Origin of the sequence: Paenibacillus vietnamensis (genome assembly GCF_020169515.1) — a bacterium.
Classification (GTDB): Bacteria; Bacillota; Bacilli; order Paenibacillales; family Paenibacillaceae; genus Pristimantibacillus; species Pristimantibacillus vietnamensis.
The window spans coordinates 195,080-214,124 of record NZ_JAHMHW010000007.1; the positions used below are offsets into that span (position 1 = coordinate 195,080).

The following is a 19,045-nucleotide window of genomic DNA, read 5'->3' on the forward strand; positions in this document are numbered from 1 at the left end:
TAGCCTGGAACGGTATTGTAAAAACGCGACATCGGTCGTGCAGGGAGGTCATGGAAATGAGCATTACCGGTCATATGCCGAGCATGGGAATTTTACAGCTGCACGAAGGCGAGAAGAAATTTCAGCTGACGAGGCATGCGCCGTCCGGCCCGCTGTCGCCTTTCGTCAAGCATTATTGGATCGTCAGCTGGAATTTGGAGGGTCAGCCCCCCTATTGCCAGGATGTCGTTCCGAATCCTTGCGTGAATTTGGTCATGGAGGAGGGGAAAAGCGGCATTTACGGCGCGGCCTGCAGCAAATATACACAGCGGCTCGAAGGCAAGGGGCAGGTGTTCGGCATTAAATTCCGGCCCGGCGGCTTCTATCCCTTCCTGGGATCGGAGCTGTCCGGTCTCAAGGGGGGAGCCCTGCCGCTGGAAGCGGTATTCGGCGCCGGCGCGGCCCCCTACGGACAGGCGATCTCTCAGTCGCCGGAGGCGGCTGCGCGAATTGCGCTGACCGAAGCGCTGCTGCTGGAGCGGCTGCCGGCAAACGACGATAACATTTCGGAAATCAACCGGATTATTGATTACATTACAGAGGATCCCGGACTGACGAGGGTGGAGCAGCTGTGCGAGAGGTTCGGCATGAACAAACGGAGGCTGCAGAGGCTGTTCAGCCGTTACGTAGGCGTAACCCCCAAATGGGTAATCCGGCTGTACCGGCTCCAAAATGCCGCGGAAGCGCTCGAAGGCGGCCTGCAGCACGACTTGGCGAAGCTGTCGGTGGAGCTCGGCTACTACGATCAGTCCCATTTCATTAAGGATTTCAAATCGATTATCGGAAAAACGCCGGACGAATATGCCTCCCCTCTGCCTTAATTAATCCGAAAAGTATCTTGACGCAGGAACGTCTGTTCCTGTATAGTAGTGGAAATCAATTCAATTTGGACGGCTTACGATGGAAGCACCCGTAAGAGAAGGCGATCAACGCCTATCTTGCGGGTGCTTTTTTTGTTCAATCAGTCCGTCCGCAAAGGAGGTTTTCCGCTATATGCGAATCGTATTCAAAATGATGGCTGCCCTGCTGCTGCTGTTTGCGCTGCTGTCCCCCGCGTCCGCCAGCGCCGCGCCGTTCGAGTTCACGCCGACCGCGAAAGCGGCGTTCGACAAGATGACGGCCGCGGCAAGCAAAGCGACGGCGGCAAAGCTGACATCCCAGTATGCCGAGCTGCAGCGTGCGCAGAAGCTGTCCATCGAATGGGATGCCAAGATCGACCAGCTGCATTACCGCAATGAGGAGGAGGCCCTGGCCGCCCGGCAGCGCATCAGGGAAGTCGACGCCGCCAAGCTGCAAAGGCTGCAAGATGAGCTCGCTCAGACAAAAAAGAAATACGAGCCGCTGTTCGCGCTTTACGATTCGCTCCGGCAGCAGCTCAGCTTGGCCAAATCGATGAAAGACAAGTGGCTCGCCGGCGTGCTGAGCCCACAGGTCGACACGGCCAAGGCGGCTGTTCAGCTGGCCAAGCTGGATATCCGCAGCAAGGAGGCCGCGCTGAAAAAGGCGAAAGCGGACGCCGCCAAGACGATGAAGAAGCTGCGGGACATGCTGGCCGGCGCGGATCCGCTGAAGATTAAGATTAAGGCGGCGAAGAGCGCTGCCGGTAATGTGAAGAAGCAGTTTCAGACGGAAGCAAGCATTTTGAACCGGGTCGTCCGCAAAGGCGACTCCACAGCCTCGCTTAGCTCTTTTGCAAGAATGCTTGGCTATATGAAGCAAATCAACGGGGAAAGACAGAAGATTTACGGCTATGAGCAGCAAATTGCGGGCATCATCGCCAAGGTGAATTCGCAGCCGGGCATGAAGTAAAGCAAACGTAAACGGCTGACGCAATCATTGCGGCATAAGCTCGTTTCGCGGTGAAATATAAGGATCGTATAAGGTTAAAATTTATACTTTCTTATATTTATCAACAAAAAAACGGCGGCCGGTCACTGGCTTCTCAGCCGGTGCCGGTCATCGTTCACCACATTATATGGACGGAATAAGCAGCTCTACCATCGTGCCGGCGTCCACTTCGCTCTCAATCAGCATTCGTCCGTTATGAGCTTTCATAATCCGGTTCACCATCATCAGTCCGAGGCCGTTCGCATCGCGCCTGGTCGTATGGAACGGCTCGCCGATCCGCTTCAGCACCTTCTCCGTCATGCCTGCGCCGTTGTCGGTGAAGCGGATTCGCTGATAGCCCTCCCGGGCATCCGTCTCAATGTCGATTTTCCCTCCGAACGGCAGGGCTTCCAGTGCATTTTTCAAAATATTCATAAACGCCTGTCTGATCTGGGCCCGGTCGCAAAGGATCGGCTTTTCCTGCCCGTGCATGACGTTGATCGCAATGCCGTTTGTCGCGAATTGAAGCTCGATAACGCCGATAACCTCCTGCAAAATAACGCGGACCGATTCTTCGCGGAATTTCTCGGGCTGCGGTTTCCCCAAAATCAAAAATTCGCTCAGAATGGAGTCGATCCTTTCAATTTCAGTCATCATCAGGCTGTAAAAGTCGGGATTAAGCGCTTTGCTCGAAAGCTGAAGCATTCCCTTTACGGTCGTCATGGGGTTGCGGATTTCGTGGGCGATATTGACGGCCAGCTGGCCGGCGAACACAAGCTTCTCGGTGTTGCGGAGCATCTCCTCGGTCGTCTTCATCTTCGTGATGTCCCGCAGGCTGCCGACCGCGCGAATGAGGCGGCGCTTCCGGTCGTATACCGGCACGACGTCAAGCAAATAAGAGCGCTCCGAATGGCCGTACGGCACGGACAGCTCCGCTCCGATACACGATTCTTGATGACGGATGACCTTCTCGAAATAAGCGCCGACGCCCTCCAGCCCATAGACGCTGGTGCCGATGATGCCGGTCCGGCCGCCTCTTCCATGCTCCAGCAAGGAGAGGCTTCTCTCGTTCATCTCCATCACGATGCCTTCGCCATCCGTAATGACGACGCCAAGATAATTCGTATCCAGCAAAACCTGATTCAAAATTTGCAGCTGTGTATTTTGCCTGCGGAGCAGCAGCTCCCGTTCGATGGAATCCGCAATCGTGCATAACAAGGCGAGCAAATAGGGGGAGGAGTGCGCCGTATCCGTCATGAACGAAATCGTGCCGGCGATTTGTCCCGTGTCGCGGTCATAGAAAGGCGCCGTTGCGCATGCCGCACCGTGCAGGACGGTATGGTAATGGTCCTCTCCGACGAGCTGTACCGGCTTCTTGTGTCTGAGGGATAAATGGACGGAGCTTGTCCCGAGCTCTTCGCCGAAATGAGCGCCCTCCACGATGCCCAATTTCCGGATCGTGTCGATAATCGACGGGTCGCCCTTGAATTCCAGCAGGTAGCCCTCGTTATCCGATATAAGGATACAGAACGGAAAGCCCGCTACCGATGCCAGGAACTTCTCGATAAAGTAATGGGTAACCTCCAATATTTCCTTATATTGATTAAGCCGGATTTGGAGCTCCTCGGCTGTATATCGCTTATGGTATACGGGAAGCGAGTCGGGATCGAGCCCCATGCTTCTGCAGCGTTCGTTCGATTCGTTTATGATTTGGTTATCCTTCATGAATGTTTACCAACAAACCTTTCCGCAAAGCTGTCATCCGGGTGCATTCCCTTAATTCTACCATAAGCGTTCACAATCCTTCCCAATTTTATTAAAAATTATTTATTAGTGCATTTTAATAAAATTTTCCAAGCAAATTGAAAAAAAGGAGACTGCAAAACGGCGCAGCGCCATTTCACAATCCCCTGATGCAGACAGCCTTTATTTCTGGACGCCATAACGTCTGGCCGTCCAATTCAGCTGTGCTTCCCAGCGGAGCTGCTTCAGCCGTGCTTCGGACGGCTGCTCTGCCGTTTCCGGTCCGGTGCGGATGAGGACGAGTCTGGAGGAAGAGATCCATTCCACCTTGGCTCCCAAAGCCTGAGCGGCGAATCGAACCGGAATATAGACCCTGCCGTTGATAAGCTGCACAGGAACGCCGAGCGCATACGGCTTGCCGTTTACATAGGCCGTTCTGCTGCCTGCCGTAAGCTCCAGCCGCGTATCCTTCGACTTTGCGGTCACTTTTTTGGCCGCGGCGTCCCACGTAATTGAAGCATTCAGCTCCTTCTGCAGAAGCTCCCGGAACGGCACGAGTACCGTTCCCTTCAAGATGACCGGATCGGATTGAAGCGGAAGCAGCCGGTCGTTCAGCACGACGGCCGCCGGGTAATCGATGCTTTCTGGCGATGAGACGGCATCCGCCAGCCAATCGCCCGGCCCCGGAAGGGATTCGGGTGCCGAATCCTGATAAATGAACGTCCATTTCCCGGTGACGGCATTGAGCGCTGGCGGGGCTCCCGTGTAAAACAGCGGTACATCCGGCTTAACGACCAGCCGGTAGTACAATCCCGCCTTCGTGGCGCTCAAATACTGATATTGAAGCTCCAGATCGTACTGCGACAGGAGCAGAAGCTTTGCATATTCCTTTGAAATCCGCAAAGCCGGTTTCCCCTTATAACCGGATTCCGGCGCAGGCGGATTGCGGTCTGCCGGCAGCTCGCCCGTTACGGCATCAAGCGAATACAATGGCTGCAGCGCGTACGCAGGCTCGTGCTGATCGCCGAATTCGGTCATTTGCAAGTAAGGATTGACTTGCCGGACTAACGTCAGCGCGGCTTCTTCCCTGCTTAACAGATGATTAGGCGCCGGGAAGTCCATTTTGCCCCAATAGACTTCATAGGAAGCGACTTCGCCGGTAATCCGGTCGACAAATACGCTGAACCTTTGCGAGTGAACCCTGATTCCGTTCACGCTGCGGTCGAAATTGATTTTGTGCAGAGATTTGTCGTCAGCGCGTGTACGGTATTCCGATTCCGGATAGGGGTTCGGCATCCACTCTGCGTCGAGCTCCCATGGAAGGCCTTTAATAAAGGCTTCGGCAATAGCTGCCGCCTGGACTTTGTCTACCTTTTGTTTGGACAGGTCGAATTCGGGCCCGTAAATCCAGGTTATGTCACGGTCTTTCGTCCAATAGTGGGCGGAAAAGCCGGCTAAAGCGCCGTCCTTCGCCTGCAGGAGAATTTCTCCGAAGTTAATAACCCGTCCTTCCCGGTCCCGATCCGGCCCTACGAACGCTACGCGCCAGCAATCGTACGGCACGGCCTGCCTTTTGACCTCCTCGATGACGGCTCCCTCCGGCATGAGGCTGAACTCCCGGGCCAGCGCGGCAGCTTGCTCTTTGGTCCGGATTTCGGCTTGAGACGATGCGCTTACGGCCGTCTCCGCAGCCAGAGCGGCGGATGGCGCCACCAGGAAGAGAACAGCGGCGAGCAGGAAGGCAAGAGAGCTTTTGGCGGCGGGAGCTGTTTTCTTTTTATTAAATAGTTGAAAAAATCGTGCCATCGTTTCCCTCCAATTAATTGGATGATATCACCCAGCAATAGTAAGACGTGGAAGCCGCGGATTAAGTTGCGCCGTCATTTGCCGGCTTGTCCGCTCCTATCGAATAAGTTTAAGGGTGCCAGTCGGCTCAAAAACAGGTATGATAGTAGTATTGCTCGCCTGGGCAATCTGCTTTATCGTTAATAGAGCATCGATTACAGAACACTACGGGAGATACGACATGCAAATCGGTTTTTTTGATTCGGGGATCGGGGGGCTTACGGTGCTCGCGGAAGCGATTCGGAGACTTCCCGACAAGGATTTTCTATATATGGCGGATACGCTGCATGTCCCTTACGGCACGAAGCCGAAGGAGGACGTCAAGCAATATATTTTTAAAAGCGTCGGCAAAATGATGGAGCAAGGCATTGATGCGCTCGTCGTCGCCTGCAACACTGCGACAAGCATCGCGATCGCAGACCTGAGGGATCGTTATTCCCTGCCGATCGTCGGAATGGAGCCGGCCGTCAAGCCTGCGGTGGAAATGAATCTAGCAACCGGCAAGAGGGTGCTTGTATTCGCTACGCCGTTAACACTTCAGCTGCCTAAATATTATGCGCTCGTATCGAGGGTGGACGAGAAGGGGATTGTCGATTCGCTTCCGCTGCCGGAGCTCGTCCATTATTGCGAAGCGCTTCAGTTCGACCGGGACGTGATGGCCGACTATTTTCTGCGGAAGCTGTCCGGCTACGACCTGAACGAATACGGCATTATCGTGCTCGGGTGTACGCATTATCCTTTTTATAAAGACATCCTGCGCTCGATTTTGCCGGCCCATATCGAAATCGTCGACGGCAACGTCGGCACCGTCAAACGGCTGTCCGCGCTCGTGAGCCGCTTCGGCATTACGGGCCGCGGCGGCAGCGGCCAAGTCCGTTTCATGTGTACGGGCGGCGAGCCTGCCTATATCGATAAAATGCAAACCGCGCTCGCTATGCTTCTGGAACGGGAATCCTAAAGCGCGCAGCAATCTGCCTCGCGGCCGGCCTAGTGCCGGGCTGCTCTACACGCGCAAGAAAAGGCTAGGCAATCACTCCGATTGCCTAGCCTTCCTCCAACGGACCGTCGTTCCGTTATTCGATAGCAGAAATTTTTCTCCGCTCGCAGTAATCCCCAGCCATACTCAAACGGACCGTGGTTCCGTTATTTCGTGAAAAAAGCATGTTTTGACGGGGTAACGGACTGCAGTTTCGCTAATGCGCACTTTTGAGCTCTGTTGGGCGGCATTTGTGCGGAATAGCGGAGCTGTGGTCCAATTTTGTAGCGGAATCCCGTCACTTTATCGAAATAACGGATCGTATGTCCGCACCGGCCGCCGCGCCGCCATCTTACCGCAAAGCCTGCTCCAAATCCGCCACAAGGTCCTCGGCGTCTTCGATGCCGACGGAGATGCGCAATAAGCCGTCCGTAATGCCAAGCTGCTCGCGCCGCTCCTTCGGAATGGAGGCATGCGTCATGCGCGCAGGCACGGAAATCAGGCTCTCCACCGCCCCCAGACTTTCAGCCAGCGTAAAATAGTTCAGCCTGCGTATGACCTCAGCCGCCTTCTCCGCACTGCCGACATCGAAGGAAATCATGCCGCCGAACCCGCGCGCCTGGCGCTTTGCCAGCTCATGCTGGGGATGGTCCGCCAGCCCGGGATAATAAATGCGGCCTACCGCGGGATTCACGGCCAAGCTTGCGACGATGGCCCGCGCGTTTTCCTCGTGGGCCTCCATGCGGAGGCCGAGCGTTTTTAAGCCGCGCATGACCAGCCAGGAATCCTGCGGCCCGAGCACGGCGCCGACGGCATTTTGCACGAAATGCAGCTTTTCCCCGACCTGCCCGTCAGCCACGACCGCCAGCCCCGCCACGACATCGCTGTGGCCGCCGAGATACTTCGTCGCCGAATGAAGCACGATGTCCGCCCCGAGAGTGAGCGGCGTCTGCCAATACGGGGTGCCGAACGTGTTGTCCACGATCAGCAGCAGCCCTTTCGCTTTCGCAAGCTGCGATACCGCCGCCAAGTCGGTTACTTTCAGCAGCGGATTTGTAGGCGTTTCCACAAAAATAGCCTTCGTATTCGGACGCAGCGCATTTTCGATTTCATCGGTATCCGTCGTATCCACGAAGTCGGCCTCCAACCCGAGACGGGAGAGCACCTTCGTGACGATCCGGTAAGTGCCGCCGTATACGTCGTCGGTTACGATAAGGTGGTCGCCCGCATTCAGCAAGGACAGCACGGCATGCGTCGCGGCCATTCCGGAGCTGAAGGCGAAGCCGCGCTCTCCTTCCTCCAAATCGGCGATATACGCCTCCAGAGCGTCGCGCGTCGGATTGCCGGTCCGCGAATATTCGTAGCCCTTATGCACGCCGACATCATCCTGCTTATAAGTGCTGACCTGGTAGATCGGCACGCTGACCGCTCCCGTATGCGGGTCGAACGGCCGTCCGCCGTGTATCAGCTTCGTCTTCCGCTTCATGCCGGGGCACCTCCCCCGCCTCCGTAAATCTGCTTGCTCAAATAACGCTCGCTTCCGTCCGGAAGAATCGTCACGATATGGCTGCCGGGTGCAGCCTGCCCGGCTTCAAACAATGCTGCATGAAGCGCCGCTCCCGACGAGCTGCCCGCCAGCAGCCCTTCGAGCCGGGCCAGCTCCGCGACGCGCCGGAACGCGTCGTCGTCCGTGACGGTATGAATGGCGTCAAAGTAGCTCGGATCCATGAAAGGCGCCAGCTTTTCGACCCCGATGCCTTCCGTCCGGTGCGGCCCCGAGGCGCCTCCGTTCAGGATCGAGCCCTCGGGCTCGACGATGACCGTTTTGACCGCCGGATTTTTCTCCTTCAAGTAGAGCGCCGTTCCCATAAATGTGCCGCCCGATCCGGCTCCGGCAACGAACACGTCGACTTTGCCGCCGAGATCCCGCCACAGCTCAGGTCCCAGCGTTTTGTAGTAGGTCTGCGGGTTAGCCGGGTTGGAAAATTGGCGGGGCGAGTAAGCGCCCGGTATCGAGAGTACCAGCTCCTCCGCCTTGCGGATTGCTCCCGTAATGCCGTCGGCCGCCGGCGTATTCACGATTGTGGCTCCCAGCGCCCGCATCAGCTGCTGCTTCTCGATGCTGAATTTGTCCGGCACAACAAAGATCGCTTTGATCCCGCTTCCGACCGCAGCCAAAGCAAGGCCGATGCCGGTGTTGCCGGCCGTCGCTTCGATCAAAGTGCCTCCAGGCTTCAGCTCGCCGCTTTCGAGCGCCACGCGAAGCAGCTCCATGCCCAGCCGGTCCTTCACGCTTCCTCCCGGATTCGCCAACTCCAGCTTCGCGAACAGCCGGACTCCCGCCGGAAGCGGAAACGCCGTAAGCTCGACGAGCGGCGTCTCCCCAATTCTGTCATGAACCTTTCCGAAAAGCGCCATCCCCGTTCCCCCTCAGTCCGTTTTTTTGACGGCGTGCATCAGCCAGACATAGCGGTTAAGCTGCTTAAACGTGACATGAAAGCCATGGTTCGTGCAAATACGCTCCAATACACCGGTCGTCGTAAAATACTCGCTGCGCATATCGTTCACCAGATTCAAATGGCCGGCATGCCGCGCCGCCTCCTCGAGCTGACGCTTCGCCTCCTCGTCCCGGAACGTCCCGTCCGCGAATACAATCTGTCCGCCCACCCCAAGCATTGCGGCGTAATGAGCAACGGCCTGCTCCTTCTCCTCATCGGTCAGATGATGGAAGGCATAGGTGCTCACGATCGAGTCCACCTGCTCCGGAATGTCCGGAAACTGCAGAAAATCCCCCTCAAGCAGCTGCGCTTGCAGGCTCCTTCTCGCGAACTGCGCCCGCATCCCCGGCGACGGCTCCACCGCATACACGCTGCCGCCCCGGCGAAGCAGCTTCTCCGTCAAATTGCCCGTTCCCGGACCAAACTCCAGGACGGTGCCGCTCGCCAGCTCCGCTACCTCCTCGAGAATCGCATCGTAATTTTCAAATACTTCCCTATATTCCTCGTCATGCCCCAGAACCGTAACATCGTAATGATCCGCCCAATGGTCGAACAGCTCGATAAACTCTCTTCCCATCGCCCTCGTCCATCCTTTCAAAGGAATAAATCCTACTATGGATATGGAATTATGCTAGTATTTCTACAGCATATGATGGACAGCAAAAAGAGTTCTGGAAAAACCGCGTTTCTATTGGTAGTCGGAGGGCGATTTTCCCGTGCTGCGCTTGAAGATCCGGTGAAAATAAGAGACGTCGTTATAGCCCAAATAATCGGCGATCTCCCCGATCGTCAGCTGGGATTCCGTCAGCATGTAGACCGCCGTTTTGATGCGCTGGTTGTGCACATATTCGCTGATCGTCTGATTGGTGACGGTTTTGAACAAGGTTGCCGCATAATTGGGAGTCGTCTTGATCACGTCGCCAAGCTCTTCCTTCGTCACCCTGCCCCGGTAATGCGTCGAAATATACTGCTTCATGCTCTCCACCCGGCGGTGCTTCTCGGAAGGAATCGCTCCCCGGTCCAGCTCCTGATTAAGCATGATCAAAGCTTCCGTCAGCAAAGCCTGCGACATCAGCTCGTAGTAAGGCGGCTTCTCGTTCCACCCGCGCAATACCGAACGCAGCCGCTCGAGAACCACCTCGTAGCAGCCGAGGCGCCGATTGACCGGCTCCGTCAGCCGCAGCACCGGAAGAGCGACCTCCGCATCCGTGCGGCGAAAGTTGACGACATATTTGGTATGGAGAACGGTCGGAATGCTTTTGCCGTAATACGGGACGCCGCCGGGAATGAGCAGGAGATCGCCCTTCTCGAGTATGACCTTCTCCTGCTTCACCCAATAGACGCATTTTCCGTAGGTGACGAGAGCAAGATGAAAGCTGCTTTCCGCCCCCGTTCCCTCCTCGTACCAATCGGCACCGTTGTCCTGATGCGCATCCGCAATGGTCAGCATAGTAACCCCCCCTAATCTTTGTACTATAGTTCATCCATTGTACTATAGTTCTCATTCTCTTTGGAGCATCCGGGCTACAATAAAAAAAACGAGGAGGCCAACCACATGCTCAAAACAAAAATCATTTGCACGATGGGGCCCGCCTGCGACTCCGTTCCTACCCTCAAGGAAATGATCCGGGCCGGCATGACCGTCGGTAGACTGAATATGGCTCACGGCGAATTGGAAGATCACATCAAACGGATGCAAAATATACGGCAAGCCGCGCGTGAGCTGAACGCTTACGTGCCGATTATGATGGACATTAAAGGTCCCGAGGTGCGGATCGGCAAGCTGAAGGAAGCTTCTTGCGAGCTGGTCATCGGCGAGGAGCTCGTGCTGACGACCGACGACGTGCTGGGCGATGCGACTCGCCTGCCCGTCAACTATGCCGAGCTGCCGCTCGTCGTAAAGCCGGGCGACCGGATTCTGATCGACGACGGTCTCGTGGATCTGACGGTTAAAGCGGTAAATGACAGCGACATTGTCTGTGAAATCATCAGCGGCGGCACCTTAAAACCGAGAAAAGGCGTCAACCTGCCGGGCATCAAAACGACGCTGCCCGGCGTAACGGAGCGCGACGTCATGCATATTCACTTCGGCCTGGAGCACGGAGTCGAGATTATCGCCGCATCATTCGTGCGGAAAGCGGAGGATATTTTGGAAATCCGCCATATTCTCGAGGAAGCCGGAGCCGGTCATGTGCAGATCATCTCCAAAATCGAGAATGAAGAAGGCATGTCCAATCTTGATGCGATTATCGAAGCGTCGGACGGCATTATGGTCGCGCGCGGCGATTTGGGCGTAGAGGTGCCGATCGAAGAGGTGCCGATGATGCAGCGCGAAATGATTACCAAATGCAACCTGGTCGGCAAGCCGGTCATCGTCGCCACCCACATGCTTGAGTCGATGCAGGTTAACCCTCGCCCGACGAGAGCCGAGGTCAGCGACGTAGCGAACGCCGTGCTGCAGGGTGCTGACGTCGTCATGCTGTCCGGGGAAACGGCTGCCGGCAAATATCCGGTGCAATCCGTGAGGACGATGGCCTCCATCGCGCAAAAAGCGGAATCGATGATCGACTACAAGGAGCAGTTCGCCAAGAAAAGATCGCAGCACAGCACGAATACAACGGAAGTAATCAGCCAGGGCGTCGTCAGCTCCTCGCTGGAGCTGAATGCGAAGGCGATCCTTACTTCAACGGAGAGCGGCTTCACCGCGCGTATGGTGTCCAAGTACCGTCCCGAGGCACCGATTATCGCCGTAACCCAGCATGACCACGTCATCCCGAAAATTTGCCTTCTTTCCGGCGTATTTCCGGTTAAGGGCGATGCCGTTGCGTCGACGGACGAAATGTTCGAATCGGCCACCCGCAATGCCGCTGCCACCGGCCTGATCGGCTCCGGCGATACGATCGTCCTGTCGGCGGGCGTGCCGATCGGCCAAGCCGGCGCGACGAACCTGATTAAAGTAGCACAGGTCTAGCTCCGCGGCTAAATGCATGCTTCTGCGGCGATTGAAGATCCTATGAAGAAAGAAGGATCTTGACCAGCTATCCAAGGGAGGTGCCACGGTGAAAAAAGAACATACCGTGTATTTCAAAGTGATCCGCGGCAGCGAAGCCAAACTGTTGACCGGACTGATCTATTTGGAGGAGAATACGGAGCCTACGCTCCGGGACTTCGCGGAATGCCTGAAGCAATGCGGGCACGATGTGCAGGTCGAAGACGAACGCCGATTTATTTTCCGCTCCGGCACGCCAGGCGACGATTACCTGATCGATGTGCTGGAGGACTATAAACCTGCATCGAAGGATTTTGCGGGGGACAGCCTGGCCAGAAGTTTTGTAAAGAAAACTACCTACTTGTAAGAAGTTTTTCCTGGTTCAGATGAGAAGACGGACGGGGGCGAAAGCGCCTCTGTCCGTCTTTTTCGCGTGCTTGCCGATCCGTGCCCGTACAGGAAAAAGACGAATGGTCCTAGTTTATATTAAGACTTTGGAAATATTTTCATCAAATAGGGCATGTGTTACGCTTTATGTACAAGCGTACAAGTTTACGCGTTTTACACATCACATCAAACCTGCTCCCAGGTATTTCCCGACAAGAAAGTTGGTAGGCTCTTGCACAACTTGGATATGGTTATTTTGGTCGTCAGCATGCTTATTTCGCTGCCGCTGTTGCTCCTTGCGTTTTTTGTGATCAGGCAGTCGTTCGAAACAAACCGTGAAGTCAAGCGCATCCGGAAGAAAGGTACGCCTGCCGAAGCGATCGTCAGCTCCATCACGCAAACCAATAACGAGATTAACGGCCACCCCGAAGTATTTATCGGCTTGACGATTCCACGCGGCCAGGACGAGCCGCACCGTACCATCATCCGAACTTTGATTTATATGGTTAATTATCCCCAGTACCAGCCGGGACGCAAGGTTCGGGTCAGGGTGCTCGAGGTGGACGGCAAAATCAAAGTCGCTCTGGAAAGCGCGCCAGTTTTTTAATGACAAAATGTTAATGATACAAAATATAGGCTGACGCCTTCCTGTGAACGTCAGCCGTTTCGCAAAAAAACTGCCTTCCTTCAACCTGATTCGACGATCAACCCGCGTGATGCGGGCGATCCGTAATCCGGTGCGGACAGGCAGTTTTTTTAGTTGAACCTCTACTCCTATCGCCGTCTGATGTAAAAAGTGCAGCAGATACCTTACATGACGACGATCTTTCCGCTCTGGAATGCACTTCTGCAGCAGAAGCCCTCTCACGCTGCTCCATACAGCCGTTTTTGTACTAATCCGCTGCAATAACTGCAGCAGAATAACACACGCCTTCATCATTGCCCCATTCTACTGTACAAAATTGCAGCGGAGCAGAACACAAGCCCCTGCTAAACTTACGATGAGCCAACCGCTTGTGCCTTAGGTTTTCTGAGCAGCAGGATAAGCGGCACGGAGACGACAATGATCGCGGTGCCCAAGTGAAAAACATCCTGCACGCTCAGCGTCAGCGCCATTGTTTCCGTGACGCCGGAATCATTCAAGTGAACGATCGTCCGCGCGGACAGGATCGAGCTGAACAAGCTGATCGACAAGGCGGAGGTCCCCTGCCTGATCCAGTTCATAACCGCTGAAGCATGTCCGGAATTGACGCTCGGCACGGCCGACATGGCGGCGTTGGTGACGGGCATGTTGCTGAACCCGATGCCGATATAGCGGATGGCGACCCACATCGTCACGAACAGGACGCCGGTTGCCGTTCCCGCATAGCTGAGCTCCCACGTCGCAACCGCCATTAGCAGAAGGCCGATCAGGATCAGCTTCGACGGGCCCAGCTTGCCGTATAAACGCCCTGCAAGAATCGAGACGAGCGCCATCGCAAGCGTTCCGGGCAGCATAACCATGCCGGTTGCAAAGCTGGTAGCCCCTTTAATGTTTTGCATATAGATCGGGACGAGCAGCGCCCCGGCATAAAGCGAAACGGTGATCGCGCAGTTCAGGATAAGGCCGTACGTGAATCCCGGTATTTGCAGCACCCTCAAATTCAAAAGCGGATTGCTGACCTTCAGCGTCCTGATCACGAAGTATGCCAAGATAAGGACGCCCGCAGCAATTAACGCAAGCGTCTGCCATCCGGCCCAGCCCCACTCATGCGCTTCGCTGAACGCAACCAGCAGCGAGCTTGTTCCGGCCAGCACCGCTCCGAAGCCGATCCAGTCCAGCGAAATGCCGCGGCTTAGCCGGTAGCTCGGGATGCAGCGCGCAGCGACGGCCACCGCCGTTACGCCTACGGGAATATTCATGAGGAAAAGGGCTTTCCAGCCGTACAGCTCCGTCAGCCATCCGCCGATCGTCGGGCCGAGAGCAGGCGCGAGCATCGCGGACATGCTCCAGAAGCTGACCGCTGCGGCTTGTTTTTCTTTTGCAATCGTCTGATATATAATCGTCATCGTTGTAGGCATAATAATACCGCTGCACAGCCCTTGCAAAATACGAAAGGAAATGAGCGATTCTATGCTCCAGGCAAATACGCACAGCAGCGACGTAAGCGTAAAGCCTGTCAAAGCCATGACATAAACGCGCTTATAGCTCCATCTGTCGCCCATAAAGCCGATGATCGGCGCGATAACGCCGGTGGCCATCATGAACCCGGACAGCATCCACTGCACCGTACTCAAGTCCGCCTGAAAATCGTCCATAAAAACAGGCAAAGCCACATTAATGGAGGTCGTGCTGAGCGAAGCCATAAAATTGCCGAAGAACACGGCAAGCATAATCAGCCGGAAAGCTGAGCCGTCTCGTTGTTGATGCATGGTTTCCACAAGTATGCTCCTATTCTTCCAGTTGTTTTAACCCGTTTAATACTCGGGTCTCATAACCGTTTAATTCTCGTCTGAACTGCTCCATACGGGCAAGCTTGGCTTCGATCATCGCCTGTTCCTTGCGGATAACCGCCAAAATTTCGTTCAGCTTGTGCTTCCGCTCCTCGCGGTCCTCCAAGGACCGGTACTCCAGCTTCTGCTGATCGAGCAGCTCCTGATAAGACAAATACTGCTGCAGCTCTTGCAGCGAGAAGCCGAGCACCTCCTTAATAAGCAAAATGCTCTGAATCCGCTCCACATCCTCCTCCGTGTACAGGCGGATGTTTCCCTGCGTGCGCTCCGGGGCGGCAATCAGACCGATTTCCTCGTAATACCGGATCGTCCTTTTCGTCAAGCCCGTACGTCTCGCTACTTCTTCTATCTTCAACAAATTCAAAATAACCGCACCTCCGTCGTTATATTACATAATCCTCATTACAGTTAACGTCAACGTCAACTTCGGAATGCGAGCAAAAACGGCTGATGCCCCTGAAGGAGCCGCCGCTCATTTCGCTGCGGATGAAAAACACGATTTTCTGAGCCCTGATCCGCCGCCTTTATCTTATTTCGCCGGCAAATTTAGCGCCCTGACCGCGCAGCCATTGCACAAGCTCAAGGGCGGAGCTTCGCTTCGCCGCATCCAATGGAGTTAAGCCGTCCCAAACGGAAATCCAGTTCAATTCGGCGCCGCGTGCGAGCAAATATTCGGCAGAGCTCCGCTGGCCGCCGTGGCAGGCGCACCACAAGGCTGCAGTGACCTTGTCCGGAGGCTGCGTGCTGCTCGCCCCCCACGGATACCGCTCTGAAAGGGGAACGCCGGCGAAATAAGCCTCTATGGCATCCATTTTCCCCAGCGCAGCTGCATGCCAAAGCGCAAACCGGGCCCCGCGTTCAACGAGCCTGTGCGCCGCCCTCCACTGACCGAACGCGACGGCGTCGTCCAGAGGCGTACCGCCGGCAATGACGGCGCCCGGCGCTTCGATGCCGGCTCCGGCATCCAGAAGCGCGTCCAGCGCCTCGAGGTCATCGCAGCTGGCAGCCCAGTGAAGCGGAGTCTCGGCATGCGGGCCTTCGAACCGGGCATTCACTTCCGCACCGGCTTCGACCAATACGGCCACGGCCTCCGCGACATTCGGAAAGTGGCCGGGCCAGTCGGTTGCGACGTGCAGCCAAGACCGGGACGCTCCGCCGCATTCATGGCCCTTAGTCCGGCTGAGCACTCTGCCCGCAGCCAATTCCCGATTTTCGGATAAAAGCCGCTTCAATAACGGGATATCCCCGCAGCGGATCGCTTGCACCATGGCTGCCGCAAGCGGTTCGTTTTCATAGATCGTGTGCATATCATGCTCTCCTTTCAAAAAAAGAGCGCCAACCCGGCGCTCTTCCCTATTCCCCCTTATTTTTTGGAAGCACGAACGATAAGCATAATCACCTCGACCACCAGCCCCAGCACAAAGCCCGCCGCTGTCGCTTGAAGGAAAACGAGGAAGCTGATCAAGTCCTCCCAGCCGGTCATATCGCGGGAATAAACCGCCATCAGAATCAGGCCCGCCGCCAGGCCGATATTCGAAAGCAGCCATAGCCTGCAAGCCCCGAGCCACCCCATAAAGCTGAACAAAAAAGATAAAATAACCGCGAGCAGCAAAAAACGAAACGCAAGCGTGCCGGTAAACGGCTGACCTAGTACCATAAACCGGATGATCCAAATGAGAACCGTGACAACAAGCGACGAGACTCCCGCATAGACCCACCATCTGCCGCTTCTAGCGGCTGGAATCCAACGCATCCCATAAGCCCCCTCTCCAATCTTCTTGACTACTAAACGCATGAAGCGCTTACTTAGTTGCATCCCGACTTAAGTCCAGCCCCGATTTGGACTTTTAGCCATATTCCTGTTCTGGAAATTATTGTACACTTTTCCTGCCAATCAACCTCTATTATAGTCCAAAGGGTGTGTATCATGAAACTCGGAAAACGTGTTATCCGGCTTGCCATTTCCGTTCTTCTCCTCCTCCTTCTGCTAGCCGTCTCTGCGCTGTATTACTTCCTGCCGACAAAATTGTTCGAGAAGCCGACCGGCCCGTATGAAGTCGGCACCGTTACGCGCTACCTCGAGGATTCAACGCGAAGAGAGACGTTCACCGCAGATCCCGGCGACCGCAGAGAGCTGTTCCTGCAAATCTGGTATCCGGCGGCGGACAATGACTTGCCGCGCGCTAACTACGGCACGTACATGCCTCAGTTGATCCGGCAAATGGCGGAAAGCATGGACCTTCCCTCCTTGCTGCTCCGGCATTTGACCTCCGTCAAAACGTATTCTTCCTACAACGCGGAGCCGGCCGGGAAGGAGGCGTCCTATCCGGTCCTGCTCTTCTCCCACGGGCTTGGCCTGTACGGCTTTCAAAATACGTTCCAAATGGAAGAACTTGCTTCGCACGGCTACATCGTCGTGTCCATTCAGCACCCTTACCAGTCTCTGCTAACCGTCTTTCCCGACGGCCGCGAAATTGCCGCTTATCCGTTCGAGCTCGCCAGCTTCGGCCAGTTCCATTTCATGAACAAGATTGTAACCGAGGTGATGGTGAAGGACGGGGGCTCCGCACTCGATTACTTGGAGCGGATCCGCTTGTCGGAAGGGGACGACAGCTTTGCCGGCCGGGCCGATCTGTCGCGCGTCGGCATGCTCGGGCATTCGATCGGAGGCGCGGCAGCCGCGCAGGCCCTGCTGCTCGAGCCGAGAATGATGGCGGCGCTCAATTTGGACGGGACACTGACGGGAACCGCCGAAATTCCCGCTGCCGGCTTCTCCAAGCCGTTTATGCAGCTGGCCGCTCAGCCTTTTGAGGACTCGCAGCTGAAGCCGCTCGAGCCTGACTCCGGATTCGGAGCGCAGCTCGGCGTATCGCAAGCGGAAATCGACCGGCATGCGGATTTCTTATCTATATTCGGCCTCAATCAAAGCCATGCTTTCGCCGGCGGGGGCTATTACGTATGGCTAAAGGGCGCTTCCCACTATACGTTTACCGATGTCCCGCTGTATTCCCCGCTGGTTCCGTTCATGCTCAAAGACAAAATCAAGACGAAGCTCGCCCATCGCATCATCAACGATTATACGTTAGCTTTTTTTAACCAGGCTTTAAAGTATCAGCCGTCGCCGCTGCTGCAGCCGTCCGAATCGGACACGGTGAAGGTGACGGTCGGCCTGCCGTCCGAATAGCATTCAGCAAACCTTCAGACCGCCTTCATATGAGCTTAACCTTCCGGTATGACAATATCCTTACGCAAGTCGGACCACGTACTGCATAAGGAGTTGATCACAATCGCCCCGCTAAACAGAAAGAAAAAAACACTGCTCATCCTCGCATCGACGCTTCTGGCGGTCGGCTTGATTCTCTATAAGCTGGCCGACCGCTACCTGATCGAGCATGTCGAAGCTACCGTTCCCGCAACGCAATCCGCCGGCACCGCTGCCGACGCCGATGACAAAGAAAAGAGCGCTTCGGAAAGCGCTCCTGTCAGTCAAGATGATTGGAATTACAACAGCGGCGACATCATCATAGCGGTCGAAAAGGCCGAAACCGGCTCCGGCTCGGATAAAATCACTTATTTTGTCGCTGACGTTCAGCTGAAGGACAGCTCCAGCCTGAAAGCCGCATTCGCCAAAAATTCCTTCGGACGCAATATTATCGAGAATACGTCCGTCATCGCGGCCGCTAACAATGCCATCTTCGCCATAAACGGCGATTACTACGGCTTCCGCAGCAACGGCGTCATTATCCGGGACGGCATATTGTACCGGGACGAGCCGGCGCGCGACGCCCTGGCGATCTTCCAGGACGGCACGATGCAGGCCTATAACGAAGAGGAGGTATCCTCGGCGGAGCTGCTCGCGCAGCAGGTCTCGCATACGTATTCGTTCGGTCCCGTCCTCGTCGATGACGGAGCGGTCTCGGACGATCTGGATCAGGTCAGCATCGATACCAATTTCGGCAACCGGTCGATCCAGAGCTCGAATCCCAGAACGGGTATCGGCATGATCGCCCCGAATCACTTCGTCTTCGTCGTCGTCGACGGCCGGATGGAAAATTACAGCAAAGGAATGACGTTGACCGAATTCGCTCAGCTGTTTGCCGAACTTGGCGCCACGGAAGCCTACAACCTCGACGGAGGCGGCTCGTCCACCATGTATTTCATGGGCCGGGTCGTGAACAATCCTCTAGGCAAGCAAAAGGAACGCGGCGTCAGCGATATTCTCTACCTGGCGGAACCAACATAACAAAG

18 protein-coding genes are annotated in these 19,045 nt (G+C 55.7%); 8 read left to right on the plus strand and 10 right to left on the minus strand.

The window, feature by feature from the left end; all coding sequences use genetic code 11:
- Nucleotides 1–56 precede the first annotated feature (56 nt).
- Nucleotides 57–860 (plus strand): helix-turn-helix domain-containing protein, encoded by an 804-nt coding sequence (locus KP806_RS16100; RefSeq protein ID WP_224724729.1) that lies wholly within the window; start codon nucleotides 57–59, stop codon nucleotides 858–860.
- A gap of 172 nt (nucleotides 861–1,032) precedes the next feature.
- On the plus strand, nucleotides 1,033–1,848 hold the full coding sequence (locus tag KP806_RS16105) for a hypothetical protein (RefSeq protein ID WP_224724730.1): 816 nt from the start codon (nucleotides 1,033–1,035) through the stop codon (nucleotides 1,846–1,848).
- Nucleotides 1,849–2,010: 162 nt separating this feature from the next.
- Here KP806_RS16105 and KP806_RS16110 read toward each other — a convergent pair whose 3' ends face one another.
- Both KP806_RS16110 and KP806_RS16115 read right to left on the minus strand, forming a co-directional pair.
- Nucleotides 2,011–3,591: an ATP-binding protein gene (locus KP806_RS16110; protein WP_224724731.1), complete on the minus strand. Its 1,581-nt coding sequence runs from the start codon at nucleotides 3,589–3,591 to the stop codon at nucleotides 2,011–2,013.
- Between the two features lie 201 nt (nucleotides 3,592–3,792).
- The gene (locus KP806_RS16115; RefSeq protein WP_224724732.1) at nucleotides 3,793–5,415 is read right to left on the minus strand and encodes a copper amine oxidase N-terminal domain-containing protein; all 1,623 of its coding nucleotides are present in this window, start codon (nucleotides 5,413–5,415) and stop codon (nucleotides 3,793–3,795) included.
- A gap of 220 nt (nucleotides 5,416–5,635) precedes the next feature.
- Here KP806_RS16115 and murI point away from each other — a divergent pair, with 220 nt between their 5' ends.
- The gene (gene murI / locus KP806_RS16120) at nucleotides 5,636–6,412 is read left to right on the plus strand and encodes a glutamate racemase (protein WP_224724733.1); all 777 of its coding nucleotides are present in this window, start codon (nucleotides 5,636–5,638) and stop codon (nucleotides 6,410–6,412) included.
- 370 nt (nucleotides 6,413–6,782) lie between these two features.
- Here murI and KP806_RS16125 read toward each other — a convergent pair whose 3' ends face one another.
- The 4 genes from KP806_RS16125 to KP806_RS16140 form a co-directional block, all read right to left on the minus strand.
- A complete protein-coding gene (locus KP806_RS16125; protein WP_224724734.1) occupies nucleotides 6,783–7,916 on the minus strand; it encodes a bifunctional cystathionine gamma-lyase/homocysteine desulfhydrase in 1,134 nt (377 codons plus the stop codon).
- On the minus strand, nucleotides 7,913–8,848 hold the full coding sequence (locus tag KP806_RS16130; protein ID WP_224724735.1) for a PLP-dependent cysteine synthase family protein: 936 nt from the start codon (nucleotides 8,846–8,848) through the stop codon (nucleotides 7,913–7,915). Before KP806_RS16130 ends, KP806_RS16125 begins: the two co-directional genes overlap by 4 nt.
- A 12-nt stretch (nucleotides 8,849–8,860) precedes the next feature.
- Nucleotides 8,861–9,505, minus strand: a complete 645-nt coding sequence (locus KP806_RS16135) for a class I SAM-dependent DNA methyltransferase (protein WP_224724736.1) — start codon at nucleotides 9,503–9,505, stop codon at nucleotides 8,861–8,863.
- 111 nt (nucleotides 9,506–9,616) lie between these two features.
- Nucleotides 9,617–10,378: a helix-turn-helix domain-containing protein gene (locus KP806_RS16140; protein ID WP_224724737.1), complete on the minus strand. Its 762-nt coding sequence runs from the start codon at nucleotides 10,376–10,378 to the stop codon at nucleotides 9,617–9,619.
- Nucleotides 10,379–10,483: 105 nt separating this feature from the next.
- Between KP806_RS16140 and pyk the strand changes: the two genes are divergently transcribed.
- The 3 genes from pyk (at nucleotide 10,484) to KP806_RS16155 (ending at nucleotide 12,911) form a co-directional block, all read left to right on the plus strand.
- A complete protein-coding gene (gene pyk, locus KP806_RS16145; protein WP_224724738.1) occupies nucleotides 10,484–11,899 on the plus strand; it encodes a pyruvate kinase in 1,416 nt (471 codons plus the stop codon).
- A gap of 88 nt (nucleotides 11,900–11,987) precedes the next feature.
- Nucleotides 11,988–12,284: a hypothetical protein gene (locus KP806_RS16150; RefSeq protein ID WP_224724739.1), complete on the plus strand. Its 297-nt coding sequence runs from the start codon at nucleotides 11,988–11,990 to the stop codon at nucleotides 12,282–12,284.
- Between the two features lie 252 nt (nucleotides 12,285–12,536).
- Nucleotides 12,537–12,911, plus strand: coding sequence for a hypothetical protein (locus KP806_RS16155; protein WP_224724740.1), 375 nt, complete (start codon nucleotides 12,537–12,539; stop codon nucleotides 12,909–12,911).
- Between the two features lie 389 nt (nucleotides 12,912–13,300).
- Here the strand turns inward: KP806_RS16155 and KP806_RS16160 are convergent, their stop codons facing one another.
- The 4 genes from KP806_RS16160 to KP806_RS16175 form a co-directional block, all read right to left on the minus strand.
- A complete protein-coding gene (locus KP806_RS16160) occupies nucleotides 13,301–14,716 on the minus strand; it encodes a DHA2 family efflux MFS transporter permease subunit (protein WP_224724776.1) in 1,416 nt (471 codons plus the stop codon).
- Between the two features lie 19 nt (nucleotides 14,717–14,735).
- Nucleotides 14,736–15,161, minus strand: coding sequence for a MerR family transcriptional regulator (locus KP806_RS16165; protein WP_224724741.1), 426 nt, complete (start codon nucleotides 15,159–15,161; stop codon nucleotides 14,736–14,738).
- Nucleotides 15,162–15,321: 160 nt separating this feature from the next.
- Complete coding sequence (locus tag KP806_RS16170; protein ID WP_224724742.1) at nucleotides 15,322–16,104, minus strand: ankyrin repeat domain-containing protein; 783 nt, start codon at nucleotides 16,102–16,104, stop codon at nucleotides 15,322–15,324.
- A gap of 56 nt (nucleotides 16,105–16,160) precedes the next feature.
- Nucleotides 16,161–16,550 (minus strand): hypothetical protein, encoded by a 390-nt coding sequence (locus KP806_RS16175; RefSeq protein WP_224724743.1) that lies wholly within the window; start codon nucleotides 16,548–16,550, stop codon nucleotides 16,161–16,163.
- A gap of 174 nt (nucleotides 16,551–16,724) precedes the next feature.
- On the opposite strand from KP806_RS16175, the gene KP806_RS16180 reads away from it, so the two are divergent.
- A complete protein-coding gene (locus tag KP806_RS16180; protein ID WP_224724744.1) occupies nucleotides 16,725–17,981 on the plus strand; it encodes an alpha/beta hydrolase family protein in 1,257 nt (418 codons plus the stop codon).
- Nucleotides 17,982–18,029: 48 nt separating this feature from the next.
- The gene (locus KP806_RS16185) at nucleotides 18,030–19,040 is read left to right on the plus strand and encodes a phosphodiester glycosidase family protein (RefSeq protein ID WP_224724745.1); all 1,011 of its coding nucleotides are present in this window, start codon (nucleotides 18,030–18,032) and stop codon (nucleotides 19,038–19,040) included.
- Nucleotides 19,041–19,045: the final 5 nt, after the last annotated feature.